This is a genomic window from Actinoplanes sp. NPDC051475 (assembly GCF_040689425.1).
Taxonomy (GTDB): Bacteria; Actinomycetota; Actinomycetes; order Mycobacteriales; family Micromonosporaceae; genus Actinoplanes.
In genome coordinates this window covers 23,487-38,771 of sequence record NZ_JBFAZZ010000004.1, presented here as the reverse complement: position 1 = coordinate 38,771, position 15,285 = coordinate 23,487, and the positions used below count along the sequence as shown (strand labels likewise).

At 71.1% G+C, this 15,285-nt stretch carries 12 protein-coding genes and 2 tRNA genes; 6 read left to right on the top strand and 8 right to left on the bottom strand.

All coding sequences use genetic code 11. The features are described from left to right. Positions 1-34: 34 nt before the first annotated feature. Positions 35-1,849, top strand: coding sequence for a dynamin family protein (locus tag AB0368_RS09685; RefSeq protein ID WP_366153388.1), 1,815 nt, complete (start codon positions 35-37; stop codon positions 1,847-1,849). Positions 1,850-1,860: 11 nt separating this feature from the next. On the opposite strand, the gene AB0368_RS09680 is transcribed toward AB0368_RS09685, so the two are convergent. The 8 genes from AB0368_RS09680 to AB0368_RS09645 form a co-directional block, all read right to left on the bottom strand. Continuing rightward, positions 1,861-2,502 carry a hypothetical protein gene (locus AB0368_RS09680; RefSeq protein WP_366153387.1) on the bottom strand — a complete coding sequence of 214 codons (642 nt, stop codon included), beginning with the start codon at positions 2,500-2,502 and terminating at the stop codon, positions 1,861-1,863. 95 nt (positions 2,503-2,597) lie between these two features. Continuing rightward, positions 2,598-2,680, bottom strand: a tRNA-Leu gene (locus AB0368_RS09675). 240 nt (positions 2,681-2,920) lie between these two features. After that, the gene (locus tag AB0368_RS09670; protein ID WP_366153386.1) at positions 2,921-4,699 is read right to left on the bottom strand and encodes a methyl-accepting chemotaxis protein; all 1,779 of its coding nucleotides are present in this window, start codon (positions 4,697-4,699) and stop codon (positions 2,921-2,923) included. A gap of 76 nt (positions 4,700-4,775) precedes the next feature. Then, positions 4,776-5,246 carry a thioredoxin-dependent thiol peroxidase gene (bcp, locus tag AB0368_RS09665; protein WP_366153385.1) on the bottom strand — a complete coding sequence of 157 codons (471 nt, stop codon included), beginning with the start codon at positions 5,244-5,246 and terminating at the stop codon, positions 4,776-4,778. After that, positions 5,243-6,235 (bottom strand): hypothetical protein, encoded by a 993-nt coding sequence (locus AB0368_RS09660; protein ID WP_366153384.1) that lies wholly within the window; start codon positions 6,233-6,235, stop codon positions 5,243-5,245. Before AB0368_RS09660 ends, bcp begins: the two co-directional genes overlap by 4 nt. Beyond that, a complete protein-coding gene (locus AB0368_RS09655; RefSeq protein WP_366153383.1) occupies positions 6,232-6,960 on the bottom strand; it encodes a thioredoxin domain-containing protein in 729 nt (242 codons plus the stop codon). The genes AB0368_RS09660 and AB0368_RS09655 overlap by 4 nt, the downstream gene beginning before the upstream one ends. Further along, the gene (locus AB0368_RS09650) at positions 6,957-7,412 is read right to left on the bottom strand and encodes a MauE/DoxX family redox-associated membrane protein (RefSeq protein ID WP_366153762.1); all 456 of its coding nucleotides are present in this window, start codon (positions 7,410-7,412) and stop codon (positions 6,957-6,959) included. Before AB0368_RS09650 ends, AB0368_RS09655 begins: the two co-directional genes overlap by 4 nt. A 68-nt stretch (positions 7,413-7,480) precedes the next feature. Then, the gene (locus tag AB0368_RS09645; protein ID WP_366153382.1) at positions 7,481-8,017 is read right to left on the bottom strand and encodes a sigma-70 family RNA polymerase sigma factor; all 537 of its coding nucleotides are present in this window, start codon (positions 8,015-8,017) and stop codon (positions 7,481-7,483) included. 65 nt (positions 8,018-8,082) lie between these two features. On the opposite strand from AB0368_RS09645, the gene AB0368_RS09640 reads away from it, so the two are divergent. The 5 genes from AB0368_RS09640 to AB0368_RS09620 all read left to right on the top strand — a co-directional run bounded on the left by AB0368_RS09640 (position 8,083) and on the right by AB0368_RS09620 (position 15,225). Further along, positions 8,083-9,744, top strand: a complete 1,662-nt coding sequence (locus tag AB0368_RS09640) for a copper resistance protein CopC (RefSeq protein WP_366153761.1) — start codon at positions 8,083-8,085, stop codon at positions 9,742-9,744. A gap of 161 nt (positions 9,745-9,905) precedes the next feature. Then, a complete protein-coding gene (locus tag AB0368_RS09635) occupies positions 9,906-13,004 on the top strand; it encodes a hypothetical protein (RefSeq protein ID WP_366153381.1) in 3,099 nt (1,032 codons plus the stop codon). 342 nt (positions 13,005-13,346) lie between these two features. Continuing rightward, a complete protein-coding gene (orn, locus tag AB0368_RS09630) occupies positions 13,347-13,937 on the top strand; it encodes an oligoribonuclease (RefSeq protein WP_366153380.1) in 591 nt (196 codons plus the stop codon). 142 nt (positions 13,938-14,079) lie between these two features. Next, positions 14,080-14,155, top strand: a tRNA-His gene (locus tag AB0368_RS09625). Positions 14,156-14,610: 455 nt separating this feature from the next. Continuing rightward, complete coding sequence (locus tag AB0368_RS09620; RefSeq protein ID WP_366153379.1) at positions 14,611-15,225, top strand: DUF664 domain-containing protein; 615 nt, start codon at positions 14,611-14,613, stop codon at positions 15,223-15,225. The last annotated feature ends 60 nt before the right edge of the window (positions 15,226-15,285 follow it).

Genomic DNA, 15,285 nt, shown 5'->3' with positions numbered 1-15,285 from the left:
TCGCCGTACCCTTTCGTGACGGGGAGGAACGACGTTGACCGCAACCACGACACCACCTGACGCGGAGGGCACGCTGCGACGGGCGACCCAGGTCGTCGACCTCGCGCAACGCGCCTGCGAGGCGTACGGTCGCGCGGATCTCGTCGGCCGGCTCGCCGCCGTCCGCGCCACCCTGGCCGACCCGGTGGTGCACATCGTCGTCGTGGGCGAATTCAAACAGGGCAAGAGCTCTCTCGTGAACGCGCTCGTCGGCACCAAGGTCTGCCCGGTCAACGACGACGTCGCCACCGCCCTGCCGACCTACGTCCGCTACGGGAAGGAACCGTCCGCCGAGGTGCTTCTCGACGAGGTCCCGCCCCGCCGCGAGCCGGTGCCGGTCGACCGGGTGCGGGAGTTCGTCCTGGAGAAGGACGCCGGAGGCGCGGTGGACGGTGTCACCGGGGTGGAGGTCCGGCTCCCGCGCCAACTGCTCTCCAGCGGCCTCGTCATCGTCGACACCCCCGGTGTCGGAGGCCTCGGCTCGGTGCACTCGGCCGCCAGCCTGACCGCGGCGTCCATGGCCGACGCGCTGTTGTTCGTCACCGACGCGGCCCAGGAACTCACCCGCAGCGAGCTGGAGTTCCTGCGCCAGGCCCGCGAGGTGTGCTCGACGGCGGTGTGCGTGCTCACCAAGACCGACTTCTATCCGTACTGGCGCAAGATCCGTGACCTCGACGCGGGACATCTGCGCGGGCTGGGGGAGATCCCGATCATCCCCGTCTCGTCCGATCTCCGGCTGCGCGCCGTCACCGGCGGCGACAAGGAACTCAACGCCGAGTCCGGGTTCCCGGACCTGGTCAAGTTCGTCGCCCAGCGGGTCTCCGGGGGAGCTGCCGCCCGGGTCGCCGCCCAGGCAGGCGAGTCGGTCGTCTCGATCTGCGAGCAGATCGGGAGCCAGTTCGAAGCCGAACGTGCCGCCCTCGCGGACCCGGTCGCCGCGGCCCGGGTGATGGACGACCTCACCGAGGTGAAGAAGCGCGTGGAGGCGCTCAAGGCCGCCGCGGCGAAGTGGCAGCAGACCCTCGGCGACGGAATCGCCGATCTCAACTCCGACATCGACCACAACCTGCGCGGCCGGATCCGGCGGCTGGTGGAGGAGGCCGACGCGCGGATCGAGGAGGGCGACCCGGCCGACACCTGGGAGGAGACGGAACGGTGGCTGAAAGCCCGGGCCTCCCAGGAACTGCTGGCCAACTACATGATGCTCCGGGACCGGGCGATCGGCCTCAGCGACGACGTGGCGACCCACTTCGAGGAGGCCGCGGGTCAGGTCCTCCACCAGGTCGCGATCACCGACCCGCTGCCGCTGGCCGGCACCGCCGAGGTCGATCACAAGATCGAGCTGGCGAAGATGAAGGTCGGGAAACAGGCGATGGTGGCGCTCAAGAGCGCCTACGGCGGTGCGCTCATGTTCACCATGCTCGGCACGTTGACCGGCATCGCCCTCGGCCCGATCGGCATCGGGATCGGCCTGGTGATGGGCCGCAAGGGTCTGCGCGAGGAGAAGAAGCGCCAGCAGGCGAACCGGCAGAATCAGGCCCGGAACGCGATCCGGCGCTACTGCGACGAGGTCACCTTCGTGATGACCAAAGACTCCCGGGACACCCTCCGCCGGATCCAGCGTCAGCTCCGTGACCACTACAGCGGTCTGGCCGACGAGCTGGCCCGGGCCAACGCCAATGCGCTGACCGCGGCGTCCGAGGCGGCCAAGCGCACCGCGGCCGAGCGCGAGAGTCGTCTGCGCGATCTGACGGCCGAGCAGGACCGCCTGCGGCAGTTGCGAGACCACGCGGCGGCGATCATTTCGTGACCCGGCCGGCGTCAGTCGCCGTCGAAGTCGTCGATCTCCGGGGCGTCATCGGGCAGCACGGGTGTCGCCCACAGCTCGGCTCCCGACGGCGATACGTCCTCGAGCCCCGGCAGATCGTGCGGATCGGGCAGATCGTGCGGATCGGCGTACCCGACCGGCTCCGCCTCCGGTCCCACAGCATCGAACGCGATGTCGTCCCCCGGCGCCTCCGTGAGGCCGTGACCGAAGGCCGTGTCCAGCGGCGCCCACCCGTGCTCGACGGGCAGATCGTCGACGTCGTGGCCGTGCTCGTCCGGGAGATGCCCGTCGTCGTCGCCGGCCCCGAACGGCGGATCGATCTCCGGCATCGTCAGGGCCGCACTCTCATCGACTTCCGCCGCGGGAGCAGTGGCCAGAAGATCGGGCAGATAGCCGGTGTCGATCGCCACGGTGTCGCCCTCGACGATCGGGCCGTGTGCCATGACGAACGGGGCCAGATGCTCGGCGACCTCGGCCCGGGCGGTGCCGGCGAAGCTGACCACGGCCTCGGCGAGGAGTTCCTCCGGCAGGTCCGGGTGCCCGCCGGCCCGCAGCGCGGCAGCGAGATCACCGGAGGTCCCGGCGTCGCCGGTCAACCCCGCGATGATCTCGTGAAGCGATCGCGCCGGTGCCATGTACCTACTGTATGAAGAACACCACCGGTGGCGGCAGGGGGACATCCCCTGGCCGTCCCCTAACGCTGATTCCGCCGGCCGCGGCACCACGTGGGTGCGGAAGGCGGGACTTGAACCCGCACACCCTTTCGGATACGGGCTCCTAAGGCCCGCGCGTCTACCTTTCCGCCACTTCCGCTCGATGCCGCTGGGCGGTCATCGCTCATGGAGTCTAAACGGTGGAGTCGTACGAAGCTGTGTCGGACAGCTCGTCGGCTGGCGTCGGTCGCGTCTGCAGACGACGCCGGAGCACGTAGACCTAAGCCATTGTTACAACATACCGATGTAGTCAAGTCCGCGCGCGCGGCACGGCGGCCGCCTCGCGGATCCAGGCCGCGTGACGGCCGCCGTGGGTCGGCGGTCCCCGGAGGGATGGTGCTCAGTAGCGGAACATCGCCAGACTCTTTTGCAGGTCGTGGGCCACTCGGGCGAGTTCGTCCGCGGCCGCGGCCGTGTTGGCGGCCGCGTTGGTGGTCTCGGCCGCCGTCTCCGCGACCTCGGCCACGTTGGCCGAGATCTCCGTGGAGCCGCTGGCCACCTCGGCCACGTTGCGGGTCATCTCGTTGGTCGTCGCCGTCTGTTCCTCGACGGCCGCCGCGATCGCGGTCTGGGTGGCGTTGATCTGGTCGATGACCGCGCCGATCTCGGCGATGGCGGTGACCGCTGCCGTCGAGTCGGACTGGATGGCGCCGACGCGGGTGCGGATGTCCTCGGTGGCGCGGGCCGTCTCCTGGGCGAGTTCCTTGACCTCGCCGGCCACGACCGCGAAGCCCTTGCCCATCTCGCCCGCCCGGGCGGCCTCGATCGTCGCGTTCAGGGCCAGCAGGTTGGTCTGCTCGGCGATGCCCGTGATGATCTTGACGACCGAGACGATCTCCTGCGAGGACGTGCCCAGCTGCTGGAGGATCGCTTCCGCCTCGCCGGAGACGCGGACCGCGCGGCCGGCGACCTCCGCGGCGCTGGTGGTGCTGCGGGCGATCTCGGCGATCGAGGCGCCGATCTCCTCGGCGCCCGCCGAGACCGTGGTGATGTTGACGCTGATCTCCTCCGACGCGTGGGAGACGACCTTCGCCCGGTCGGCGGAGCGTGCCGCCGACGAGTTCATCTGGCCGGCCACTGCGGTCAGCTCCTCCGACGACGACGCGAGCGTGGTCACGTTCTCGCTGACCGTACGCATGGTCGCGGTGAGCCGGTCCAGGGCGGTGTTGAGGGCCTCCGCCATGCGGCCGACCTCGTCCCTGCCCTTCACCTTCAGCCGCTGGTCGAGGCGGCCCTCCGCCAGGCCCTCGAGGACCGTCACGGTCTCGCCGAGGGGGCGGGCGATGGCGCGGCTGACGACGATCGCGATGACCATGGCGAAGACGACCGCGCCGACGATCAGGATGATCGTGATGATGCGGGCCAGGGCGGCGTTGTCGCGTGCCTCCGCCATCTCGCTCTGCGCGGCCTTGTCCTCGATGCCCGCCAGGTTGTTCAGCGCGATGGTGATCTTGTCGGTCAGCGGGTCGATGAAGTTGTTCTGGGCGCCGAGGTAGGTGGTGAAGCTGTTGTCCTTCGCCGCCGGCACGAGCTGCTCGTCGCGGACCTTCCGGTACTGCGTCAGGGCGGCGACGAAGGCGGCGCGGTCGGCGTCGGTCCCCGCGGCGGGCCGCGACGAGTACGCCTTCCAGTTGTCGTCGATCTTCTTGTCGAGCCGCTCGATCGCCATCTCGACATTGCTCACGTCGGCGAGCGGCGAGCGCACGATCAGCTTGTACGACAGGGACGTGGTCTGCTGCACATCCGAGCGGACGTTACCCAGGAGCTCGATGGCCGTCAGGTGCGGGTTGTACATCGTCTCGAGCCGACTGTTGGCCGAGGTGAGCTCGAAGAGCCCGAACGAGCCGACCGACACCACCAGCAGGCTCAGGATGCCGAAGCTCGCGATGAGCTTCTGCGACACCGTGAGGTTCCGCAGGAGGCCGAACGACGACCCTGATCGCTTCTGCTGCTGCTTGCGGCGACGGCCGCGCACCTTCCCGGCGGTGGCCGGGGAGGCCGCTCCGGCCGCGGGAGAAGCCGCGCCGGCCGGTGGGGCCGAATGCGCGGGGGAGCTCTTCTTACCGCGACGGAGCGTGTCACCCAGCCGGAAGCGGCGGGTCGGCTTGGCAGTCGGCATCGGCGTCTCCGGAATGGCTGGTGGTTACCTCTCTTATCGGCACCACCCCCCAGGATCCGAGAAATCACCCGAAAAGTCAGTCGATACCAAGATCCCGTCGCAGCTTTGCCACGTGGCCGGTGGCCTTGACGTTGTACAGGGCCTTTTCCACGGCGCCGTTCTCGTCGATCACGAACGTCGAGCGGATCACGCCGGTCACCGTTTTGCCGTACAGCTGCTTTTCGCCGAATGCGCCGTACGCCGTCAGCACGCTCTTGTCCTGGTCGCTGACGAGCGGGAACGTGATGGCGTCCCGCTCGCGGAACTTCGCCAGCTTGGCCGGGGTGTCGGGCGAAATGCCGATGACCTCGTAGCCTGCAGCCTGCAGCGAGGCCAGCGAGTCGCGGAAATCGCACGCCTGCGTGGTGCATCCGGGCGTCATAGCGGCCGGGTACGCGTACAGCACGACCTTGCGGCCGCGCAGGTCCTTCAGGGCGATGGTGTCACCCGTGTCGGTGGGCAGGGAGAATTCGGGGGCCGGATCACCCGGCGAGAGGCGCTCAGTCATGCGTCCGAAGATATCGGGGCCGGTTCGGCGGAGCGCAGCCGCAGCAGGCCGGTGACCGCCAGGCCCGCTCCCGCGCCGAGCGCGACGAGCACCGCCGCCCGGGACACCCAGCCCGGTCCGGGGAAGTTGATCACCGCCTGGGTGAAGACCCCCGCGTCGGCCAGGCCGGCGAACATGGCCAGTGCGGCGCCGCCGAGGAGCAGCAGGAACGGTGTACGGCCGAGCAGGGTCAGCACCCCCGCGGCCACGGCCAGCGCCGCCGCCACGATCGCCGGGGCCTGACCCTCGACGCCGGAGGTCGCGCGCGTCACGGCGTACCCGAGAGCGACCGTGCCGGCGACCACCGCAACCGTGCCGATTCCCTGCCGGAGGCGCAGGCCGACCGCGGTCACGGCGGCGGCCAGGGCGAGCGCGCCCACCCACCAGGCCCAGGCGGGCGGCGGCGGTTCCCAGGTCAGCGTGCCGCGGAGCTCGACCGTGGTCACCCCCTGGCGCAGCGGCACGACCCAGTCCCGCAGCTTGTGCGGATGCGACGGGTCGCTCTTCGCCTGCGGCGGCGGATCCGCGCTCATCCAGTGCGTGCGCTGGTCATGCCAGCGCACACTCGGCTCCGCGGAGATCCGCTGCCACTGCGGGGGAGCGGCAGGGTCGGCGTTCGCCGGTACGGGCGCGTCGCCCGCCAGCGTCTGATTCAGGTACGCGGCCGGCGAGTTGTTGTTCTGGTACGTGCCGTCCGGGCGTACCTCCAGGTAGGGCTCGCCCGAGTAGCCGAGCACCTCGATCGTGCCGCCCGTACCGTTGACGAGCTCGAGCCGGGCGCCCGCCTCGACCACCCGTACCGTCAAACCGGGCACCGCCTGGCTGAGCCCCGTCGCTTCCGTCCGGTAGGCGGTGGCGTCGGGTGCCTCCCCGCCGTGGGCGGACGCGGGAGCGGCCGGCACGAGCAACGCGCCGGCCAGCATCACCAGGAACAGGACACCGCGTCTCACTTGCCGGCCGCCTCCACCGCCGCAGTCAGCGCCTGCGCGGAGGGGTTGTCCAGCTTCTTGCCCGCCACCATCACGGTCGGCGTGCCGGTGATCCCGCGCGACGAAGCCGTGTCGGTGACCTTCGCGGCCCATGCGGTGTACGTCTTGCCGTTCACCGCGTCGGCGAAGGAAGCGTCGGTCAGCCCCACCGACCGCCCGAGCTCGATCAGCTTGGCGTTGTCGAGCCCCGCGCTGCCCTCCGACGGCTGGTTGGCGAAGAGCACCTCGTGATACTCGAAGAACTTCCCGCCCGCGGCAGCAGCCGCCGCCGCGCCCGCCGAGCGCGTCGAGTACTCGGTCGTCGAGTACCGGTCGAGGATCGCGATCGGGTGGTAGCGCACCGTCACCTTCTTCGCGTCGACCAGCTGGGTGACGGCCGGGCCGGCCGCGGTCTCGAACTCGTGGCAGATCGGGCACATGAAGTCCTCGTAGATGTCGATCGCCACCGGGCCGGAGCCGCGGGCGAACGCCGTACCGTCGTCGACCGCCGTGGGCGGCACGGTCAGCTTGCCCGCGGTGTCCTTCTCCTGTCCGGCCGCCACGCCCCAGCCGATCAGGCTCGCGATGATCAGGACCGCGACGACGCCCACCGTCGTCCAGAGAGTCACCGTGCGGCGACGCTCCTTCGCCAGCTGCTGCTGCACGACCTTCTTGGCCTGTGCCCGCTCCTTGGTGCCGTTGCTCACTGTGCGTCCCCCATCAGGATGCCGTCGGTCGAGAAGCGGGTCCGCGGCCGCCACAGCAGGATCCCGGCGAGCACCAGGAACGCGGCGTCACGGGCGATGTCCCACCCGTAGGCCGGGTCGGTCCCGGCGCCCAGCTCCCCGCCCGTGCTGAAGCAGCCGCAGTCGATCTGCAGGCCGCGCGCCCACGCCGAGACGATCCCGGCGATGAAGATCAGCAGGAGGGCGGCCGAGATGCCGGCGCTGAGACGTACGGCGAGACCGGCCAGCAGGAGCAGCCCGAGGGCGAGCTCCAGGAACGGCTGTGCGGCGCCGATCGCCTTCGCCACCTCGTACGGGAAAAGCTGGTACGCGTTGACCGCACGCCCGGAGGCGGCCAGGTCACCGACTTTCAGGGCGCCGGCGACCAGCCACACCGCGGCGAGGCCGAATCGGGCGGCGGTCGATATCCACATGCTCACGCCCCCTTAGTCGGCGCGGGCCTTCCCCGGGTTCCGTTCTACCGCCTGGGGGTTTGCTGTGATCAGCTCGCTTGAGCCTCGGCCACCGCAGCGACGAGCTCATCACGGGCTCGGGCGACGCGGGAGCGGATCGTGCCGACCGGTACGCCCTCGACCTCGGCTGCCTCGGCGTAGGACAGGCCGAGCACCTGGGTGAGCACGAACGCGGTGCGGCGCTCCTCGCCGAGGCGGCTCAGCAGGTCGGCGGCGCCGAGCCGGTGCGCCGGGTCGGGCTGCTGGGGGTGGTCCGCGAAGGCCTCGGCGGCCAGCCGGGCGTCGAGCCGGCGGCGCCGCACCACGGCCCGCAGGTGGTCGGCGCAGGTGCGCCGGGCGATGCCGAGCAGCCACGTACGCACGCTCGAGCGGCCCTCGAAGCCGGGCAGCGCCTTGAACGCCCGCAGATAGGTCTCCTGCGTCAGGTCGTCGGCCGCCCCGGGATCGACCAGGGCGGCGGTGAAGCGCCACACCTCGGCCTGGGTGCCCCGCACCAGAGCGGACTGCGCGCCGGCATCGCCGGCCCGCGCTCGCAGGGCCGTCGCGGTGAGGGGATCGGGCGTCACACCGGCAGATGGTACGCGGACCGAATCGCGACCTCTTTGTGGCGCTGTTCGAGTCATCGGGGACCATTGCCGGTATGACCGTTGATCGACGCCGGGCCTCGGCGGCACTCGCCGGGCTGTTCCTCGGACTGCTGGCCGTGCTTCTCGGGCCGGCCGGTCCGGCCAGCGCGCACGCCGCCCTGGTGGCCAGCGACCCGGGAAGCAACACGATCGTCCCGGACGCGCCCAACCGGATCACCCTGACCTTCAGCGAGTCGGTGCAGCTCATCTCGGGCAGGATCCAGGTGCTCGCCCCCGACGGCAGCCGCGCCGACCAGGGCGATCCGCAGGCGGACGGGAGCACGGTCACCATCCCGCTGCGCTCCGGCGGCGGCCGGGGCACCTACCTGGTCAGCTACCGCGTTGTCTCCGCGGACAGCCACCCCGTCGCGGGCACGCTGACCTATTCGGTGGGCGCGGCGTCGACCCCGCCGACCGAGTCGCAAGCCGCCGATTCGGTCGACCCCGTGGTCCGCGCACTCATCCCGGTCGGCAAATACCTCGGGTACGCCGGCCTCGTACTGCTCGTCGGTCCGGTGCTGGTCCTCGCGCTGCTGTGGCCGCACCGGCTGTCCCGTGTCGCGCCCGCCCGCGTCGTCTGGACCGGCCTCGGGCTGGTGCTCGCGAGCACGGTGCTGGGGCTGTGGCTGCAGGCCCCGTACACGACCGGAACGAGCCTGTTCGGCGTCTCGGGCAGCGACCTGCAGGACGTGCTGGGCAGCACGTTCGGGGCGGTCATGCTGGTCCGCCTCGGTGTGATCATCGCGGCGGCGGTCCTACTGCGTCCGCTGCTGCGCGGCTCCGGCGGCGAGAGCAAGGCCGATCTCGCGCTGCTCGGCGTCCTCGGGGTCGCGGCACTGGCCACCTGGCCGCTGACCGGGCATCCGACGGCCTCCCCGGTGGCCGGCGTCTCGGTCGTCGTCGACGCGATCCACCTGGCCGCGATGGCGGTATGGCTCGGCGGCCTAGTGATGCTGGCCGGCTTCCTGCTGCGCCAGGCCGACGAGAAGGAACTCGGCGCGATCCTGCCGATCTGGTCCCGATGGGCGGCCACCGCGGTCGCCGCTCTCATCCTGGCCGGCGTGGTCCAGGCCCTCATCGAGGTCGCGTCGATCAAGGGCCTCTACGACAGCACGTACGGCCGCCTGATCCTGGTGAAGGTCGCCCTCGCCGCCGCGGTGATCGGCATAGCGGCGTACTCCCGCAGGCTGGTACGCAACCGCAGCGCCGAGAGCGGCCCGCGCACCCTGCGCCGCGTGGTGATCGCTGAACTGGCCGTCACGGCGATCGTGCTGGGCGTGACCGCGGCGCTCGTGCAGATCCCGCCGCCGCGCACGGCCGAGGCGGCGGAGACCGCCGCGACCAGCACGACGATCACCCAGACGATCACCCAGGACAACGTGTCGCTCCAGGTCGACGTCTTCCCGGCCACGGTGGGCAACAACTCGCTTCACCTGTACGCCTACACGCCCGACAACAAGCCACTGCCGGTGGTCGAATGGACGGCCACGGCGGCACTGCCGGCCAAGGGCATCGAGCCGATCCAGGTCCCGCTGCTGCGGATCACCGACTTCCACGCCGTGGGGGACATCGCGTTGCCGGCCGCGGGGGAGTGGACGTTCAAGTTCACCGTACGCACGAGTGACATCGATCAGACCACGCTGACGATGACCGCAAAGATCTCCTGACCTGGGTTTTCCAGCGCAGGGCCGGCCCGTTCGGGCCGGCCCTGCGCCTTTTTGCTCGCCCTTCCCTCATACCTCCAGGGGCCTAAGTAACCGTTTATCCATTTTGGTGTTATTTCGGTCTGTATGGTCTGCCCAGTACCACCGAGAAGGGGGAGATCGAGATGCGGGTGCTCCGCACGATCCTCGGCATGCTGATGCTGACCGTCGGACTTCCGGCCCTACTGGTCGGCGGCGCCTTCTGGGCCGCCATGCAACACCGGGATGCGGGCGGCGCCTTCAGCGGCACCATGCAGCGGGTGGCGACCTCCGGGTACGCCATCGTGATCGACGACGTCGACACACTGCTGCGCAACGACGCCCCGTTCGCCCGCGTCGGCGACACACGGCTGCGCATCACGGCCACGTCGTCGTCCGCCCCGGCCTTCGTAGGCATCGCGCCGCGGGGGCGCGTGGACGAGTACCTGGCCGACATCCCCCGCATCTCGGTGTCCGCCATCGACCTCGGCACCGGAGCCCTCCCGGTGACCAGCAAGCTCGTACCGGGCACCCGCGCCCCCGAACAACTCCCGGGCCGCGAACGCTTCTGGATCGCCGCCGGCACGGGCGCGGTCGACTGGAACCCCACGGACCTGCGCGACACGGCGTACAGCCTGGTCATCATGAACCCGGCCGCGCAGCCCGGCGTACGCCTCGAGTCCTCCGCGGCCATCCGGCCGGGCTGGCTCAACCAGGCGACCTGGGCCCTCCTGATCGCCGGGACCCTGCTGGTGATGATCGGCATGATCTTCCTGGGGTGGCCGTCGCGCCGGCGTGAGGTCGTCTACATCGTGGAGCCGAGCCAGGTCCCGGATCTGATGCAGGCGATCGGTGCGCCACTTCCGCTGAGCCGGACCGGTGGCGGCCGGCACTCGGCTTCGCACCGCCCGCGTACGCTCGCAGACTCCCAGCCTCGCAGCCGCCCGCCGGCGCTCACCTGGCCGCCTTCGTCGTCCAAGGGCGGGCAGGGGTCGGAGCAGGGGTCCGCCATTCCGATGCCGGCTACGCCTGTTCCCGCTCTCTCTGCGGCTTCTTCGTCTCCTTCCCCGGCTGTTGCTTCCGCCTCTTCTTCCGCCTCTTCTTCTGCGCCTGCCGTGCCTTCTGCCGCGCCCTCTGCCGTGCCTTCTGCGGCGCCTTCTCCGGCGCCCGGGCAGCCGCTTAGCCTGATCACGCCTCGGGCTACGCCCGCCGCTGAGCCGGTGCCGTCGGCTTCCGAGCCGATGCCGGGTCGTGCACCGGAACGCGGTGTGCGGCGCCGGACCGCGCCGCAGCCCACGGACCTGCCGATCTTCGAGGCGTCCGCGGTGGGGGCCTGGGTCGCCGAGACCGCGGCTGCCCGCGCCCGCGAAACGGAAGCTCGCGCGGTGGCCGCCCTCAATGCGTCCCGCAAGACCGCCTCGGGGGCCGCCGACGCCAAGCCGGTTGCCGACGCTGTCGAGGCCGAGCCGACCGCCGGTGCCGCGCCGACCGCCGGTGCCGCGCCGACCGCCGCCGCTAAGCCGCCCGCTGGCGTCAAGCCGGCCGTCGACGCTGTCGAGGTCAAGCCCGCCGCCGCGGTCAAGGCCGCTACCGACACCGCCGAAGCCAAGCCGGTTGCCGACGTCAAGTCGGACTCCAATGGGGAGCCGGTTGCTGTCTCTACTCCTGTGGTTGACGCCAAACCCGCTGCGGCCTCGACTCCCGCGACCAAGCCCGCCGCCGCTGCTGTCCCCGCTCCCGACAGGGGTACCGCACCCGTCGCACCTGCGATCGGGCCGATGCCGAAGGGCTACGACGTCATCGTGGTCGGTCTGGCTGACGCGGCGCAGCGGGACGAGCGGAAGGCCGCGTCCACACCTGTCGCTGGGGTGAAGGCGGCGGCCAAGCCGGCCGATACGACGCCGGACGCACCTTCGGACTCGACCGAGAAGTCGGCCCAGCCGAAGCAGGGGGCCAAGACACCGCGCAACGCACTGTTCGGCGGCCCGGCGGCGAGTGCCTGGGCGGCAACCGGTCTGACCCGCGCAGACTCGGGCCGTGTCGGCGCGGCCGGCAGCCCGAAGCCCGCCGCCTCGAAGCCTGCCTCATCGGCCGGCCCGGCTCCGGCAGGCACGTCGACCGCGGTCCCGGGTGGCGCGTCGAGCAGCCCCGCGCCTTCCGGTGCTGGCAAGGCCCCGGCCGCCGCGCCCGCCACCCCGGGGAAGGGCTCTCCCAGCACCACCTCGCCCGCGTCGACGCCTCCGGTGGCGCCGGCGGCGTCGGCCGCTCCGGGAACCGGGGGGCCAGGCTCCGCGCCGGCTCCGGCTCGGCCGGTCTCCCCGGCTCCCGTGCCTCCGGCGAAGCCCGCAGTGCCTGTGCCGGCTCCTCCCGCACCTCCGCGGCCGTCGGTTCCGGGGCCGTCCCGGCCCGCTGAGCCGGCGCGCGAGCCGGTACCCGCCGGATCCGCGAAGGCTGAGGCCGGCACCGCGCCTTCGCTCCAGCGTCCTACCGCGACACCTTCGGCAGAACGTCCCGCTTCCGCGCCGTCCATGCAGCGTCCGGCTCCCGCGTCCTCGGCTCCCGCGCCGTCGGCTCCTGCGTCCTCGGCTCCCGCGCCGTCGGCTCCTGCGTCCTCGGCTCCCGCGCCGTCGGCGGAGGGTCCGGCTCCCGTGCCGTCGGCAGGGCGTCCTGCCTCGGCACCGACTGCGCAGCGCTCGGCAATGGCTGCTCCGGAGACGAAGGCCGAGGCACTAGCGGCCGGGGCACCGGCGGCTGTCTCGTCCAAGGCCGAGGCGGTCTCCATGTCGTCCAAAACCGAGGCGGTCGCCGGGGCGTCCAAGCCCGAGGCGGTAGTAGCTGGCGCATCCAAGACCGATGCGATCAAGGTCGACTCAGTCACCTCCAGCGCGCCCAAGACCGAGGCGCTCGAGACCGGCTCGCCCGCGGGTGAGGCGCCCAAGTCCCAGGCCCGCATCGCCGGCCAGCGGACCGAGGCCAAGCCGGAGAACACGAAGGCCGCCGAGCCGAGGCCGGGGGACACCACCGAGCCGCAGCAGCAACCGGTGAGCAAGAGCAGTGAACGCCCGAAGAAGGGCCTGCTCGGCAGCTATAAGGACGAGGTCGCTGAGCTGCTCGGGGGCGCCAAGGCCCGCCGCAAGCGGAACGTGACCGCCTCCGGTCTCCCGGCCCCGGATCCGGACAACCAGGAACCTCCGATCAAGCTGACCCGGCCCCCGCGCCGCGGCCGCGCACAAGACAAGGACTGAGACGACGAAGGAGCCCCGGGCGGATGCCCGGGGCTCCTTTCATTGGCCGCGGCCTCCGTCCTGGCCGTGGCTCTCTCCGTCCTGGCGTCCAGCTCGGCGACGACCGAAAGGGCCCTCCGCGCTGCCGACGCGGAGGGCCCTTTACCGGGGGAAACGGAGTAACCGAAGGGGGGCTTCGTCCGTTAAGCACAGTTTAGCCCCTCGACGGCCGAACTGGGTAGTCCTGGGGCCAATACGGACAATCTCGGGTGAAGCTACCCATCTGCGTGCGTCATCTCTCGAACAGGTGGGTACGGCAGGACGTCCCGGCGCGTCACCCCTACGTGCGCGTAGGCTGATCGCGTGGCGGATCTTCTGGTGTGGATCGACTGTGAGATGACCGGCCTCGACCTGGGCAAGGACGCCCTCATCGAGGTGGCGGCGCTCGTCACCGGTCCCGATCTCAACGTTCTCGGCGAAGGTGTCGACCTCGTCATCCACGCCGACGACGCGGCGCTGGACGGAATGCCGGAGATCGTCCGCGACATGCATGCCAAGTCCGGCCTCACTGAAGAGGTGCGCCGGTCCACGGTCACGATGGCGGAGGCCGAGGAAGCCGTTCTCGCGTACGTGAAGCAGTTCGTCCCGAACCCCCGCACAGCCCCGCTCTGCGGAAACTCGATCGCCACCGACCGAGGCTTCCTGGCCCGCGACATGCCGGCGCTCGACGACTTCCTGCACTACCGCATGATCGACGTCTCCTCGATCAAGGAGCTGGCCCGCCGCTGGTACCCGCGGGTGTACTTCGGCCAGCCCAAGAAAGGGCTGGCGCACCGGGCCCTCGCCGACATCCGCGAGAGCATCCGCGAGCTGGAGTACTACCGCCGCACGGTCTTCGTGCCGCTGCCCGGTCCGGACGTCGAGCAGGCCCGCGCCATCGCCGCTGAGCTGTAGCGACACCGCTGTCCTTCGTCGGCGGCCCAATGCCCGCGACGCCGCCGCGCCGGGTGGGTAACCCGGTCGACGGCGGGGTGGGGGGTGCCGCTATGCTTGTCCGGCACCCGCTGCGGAGAAAGATGCCGCGAGCGGTGGCATGGTGGTCGTAGCTCAGCTGGTAGAGCACCGGGTTGTGGTCCCGGGGGTCGCGGGTTCAAGTCCCGTCGGTCACCCCATGCACGCGACGAAGCCCGCTCCTCGGAGCGGGCTTTCTTGCGTCCCGGGTCTGGCACCCGGATCCAGCGGCCTGCCTGTCCCGGCTTAGCCGGCCCCGCGATCAAAGCCTGGCCTGGCTGAGCCTGCCCGCGACCACAGCCTGGCCTGCCCGCGACCGCGGTCCAGCCGGCCCAGCGACCACGGCCTGACCGGGACCGCCCGCAACGTTCCTGGTTCACCCCAGGGCGGGCACAAAGAAGAGGCGCCGTTGCGAATTCCACGGGGGAAGAACTCGCAACGGCGTCATCAACGACAATAATCGATGGAGTGTCAATCGTCCATATCGGCGGTCGACATTGCCTCAACAGTCACCGGAATCCGGCGCTGAGGGGCCGATCGTGCAACCCGCACCAGGTTGTCCACAGGCCCGGCAAGACCCCCCACGTCCCGCGTCCGAGAGCACTACCGTGACCCCATGAGCAGCAACGACACCCCCTGGGAACCACCCCTGGCCGGCACCGAGACGGAGCACCTCGTCGGCGCGCTCGACCGGTTGCGCACCACCTTCCGCTGGAAGGCCGACGGCCTGGATTCCGACGGCCTCCGGACCCGCGTCGGCGCCTCGTCCCTGACGTTGGGTGGCCTGCTCAAACACCTGGCGCTCGTGGAGGACTACACCTTCACCGCCAAGCTCCGCGACGAACCGCCCGGTGCACCGTGGGATCCGACCGCCTGGGACGACGACCCCGACTGGGAGTTCACCTCCGCCGCCGAGAACACCCCCGACGAGCTGTACGACCTCTGGGACGGCGCAGTGGAGCGGTCCCACGCCCGGCTCACGGCTGCCCTGGCGGCGGGAGGACTCGACCAGCACGTGTACGTGTCCGGATCCGCCGGCCGGCACGCCAGCCTGCGCCGCCTCATCTGCGACCTGATCGAGGAGTACGGGCGCCACACCGGCCAGGCGGACCTGCTGCGTGAGGCGGTGGACGGCCTGGTCGGCGAGGACCCTCCGGCAGGCTGGCGTCCGCTTGCCAACCGTCTCCCGTGGGCACCCGACGCCTCACACGGTGCATCCGTGAACAGCTGAGCCCGAGGCCGGGAGGCCGATCGAAGCTGCCAAGGGGGCGTGGTGGCCGGTCGACCATGC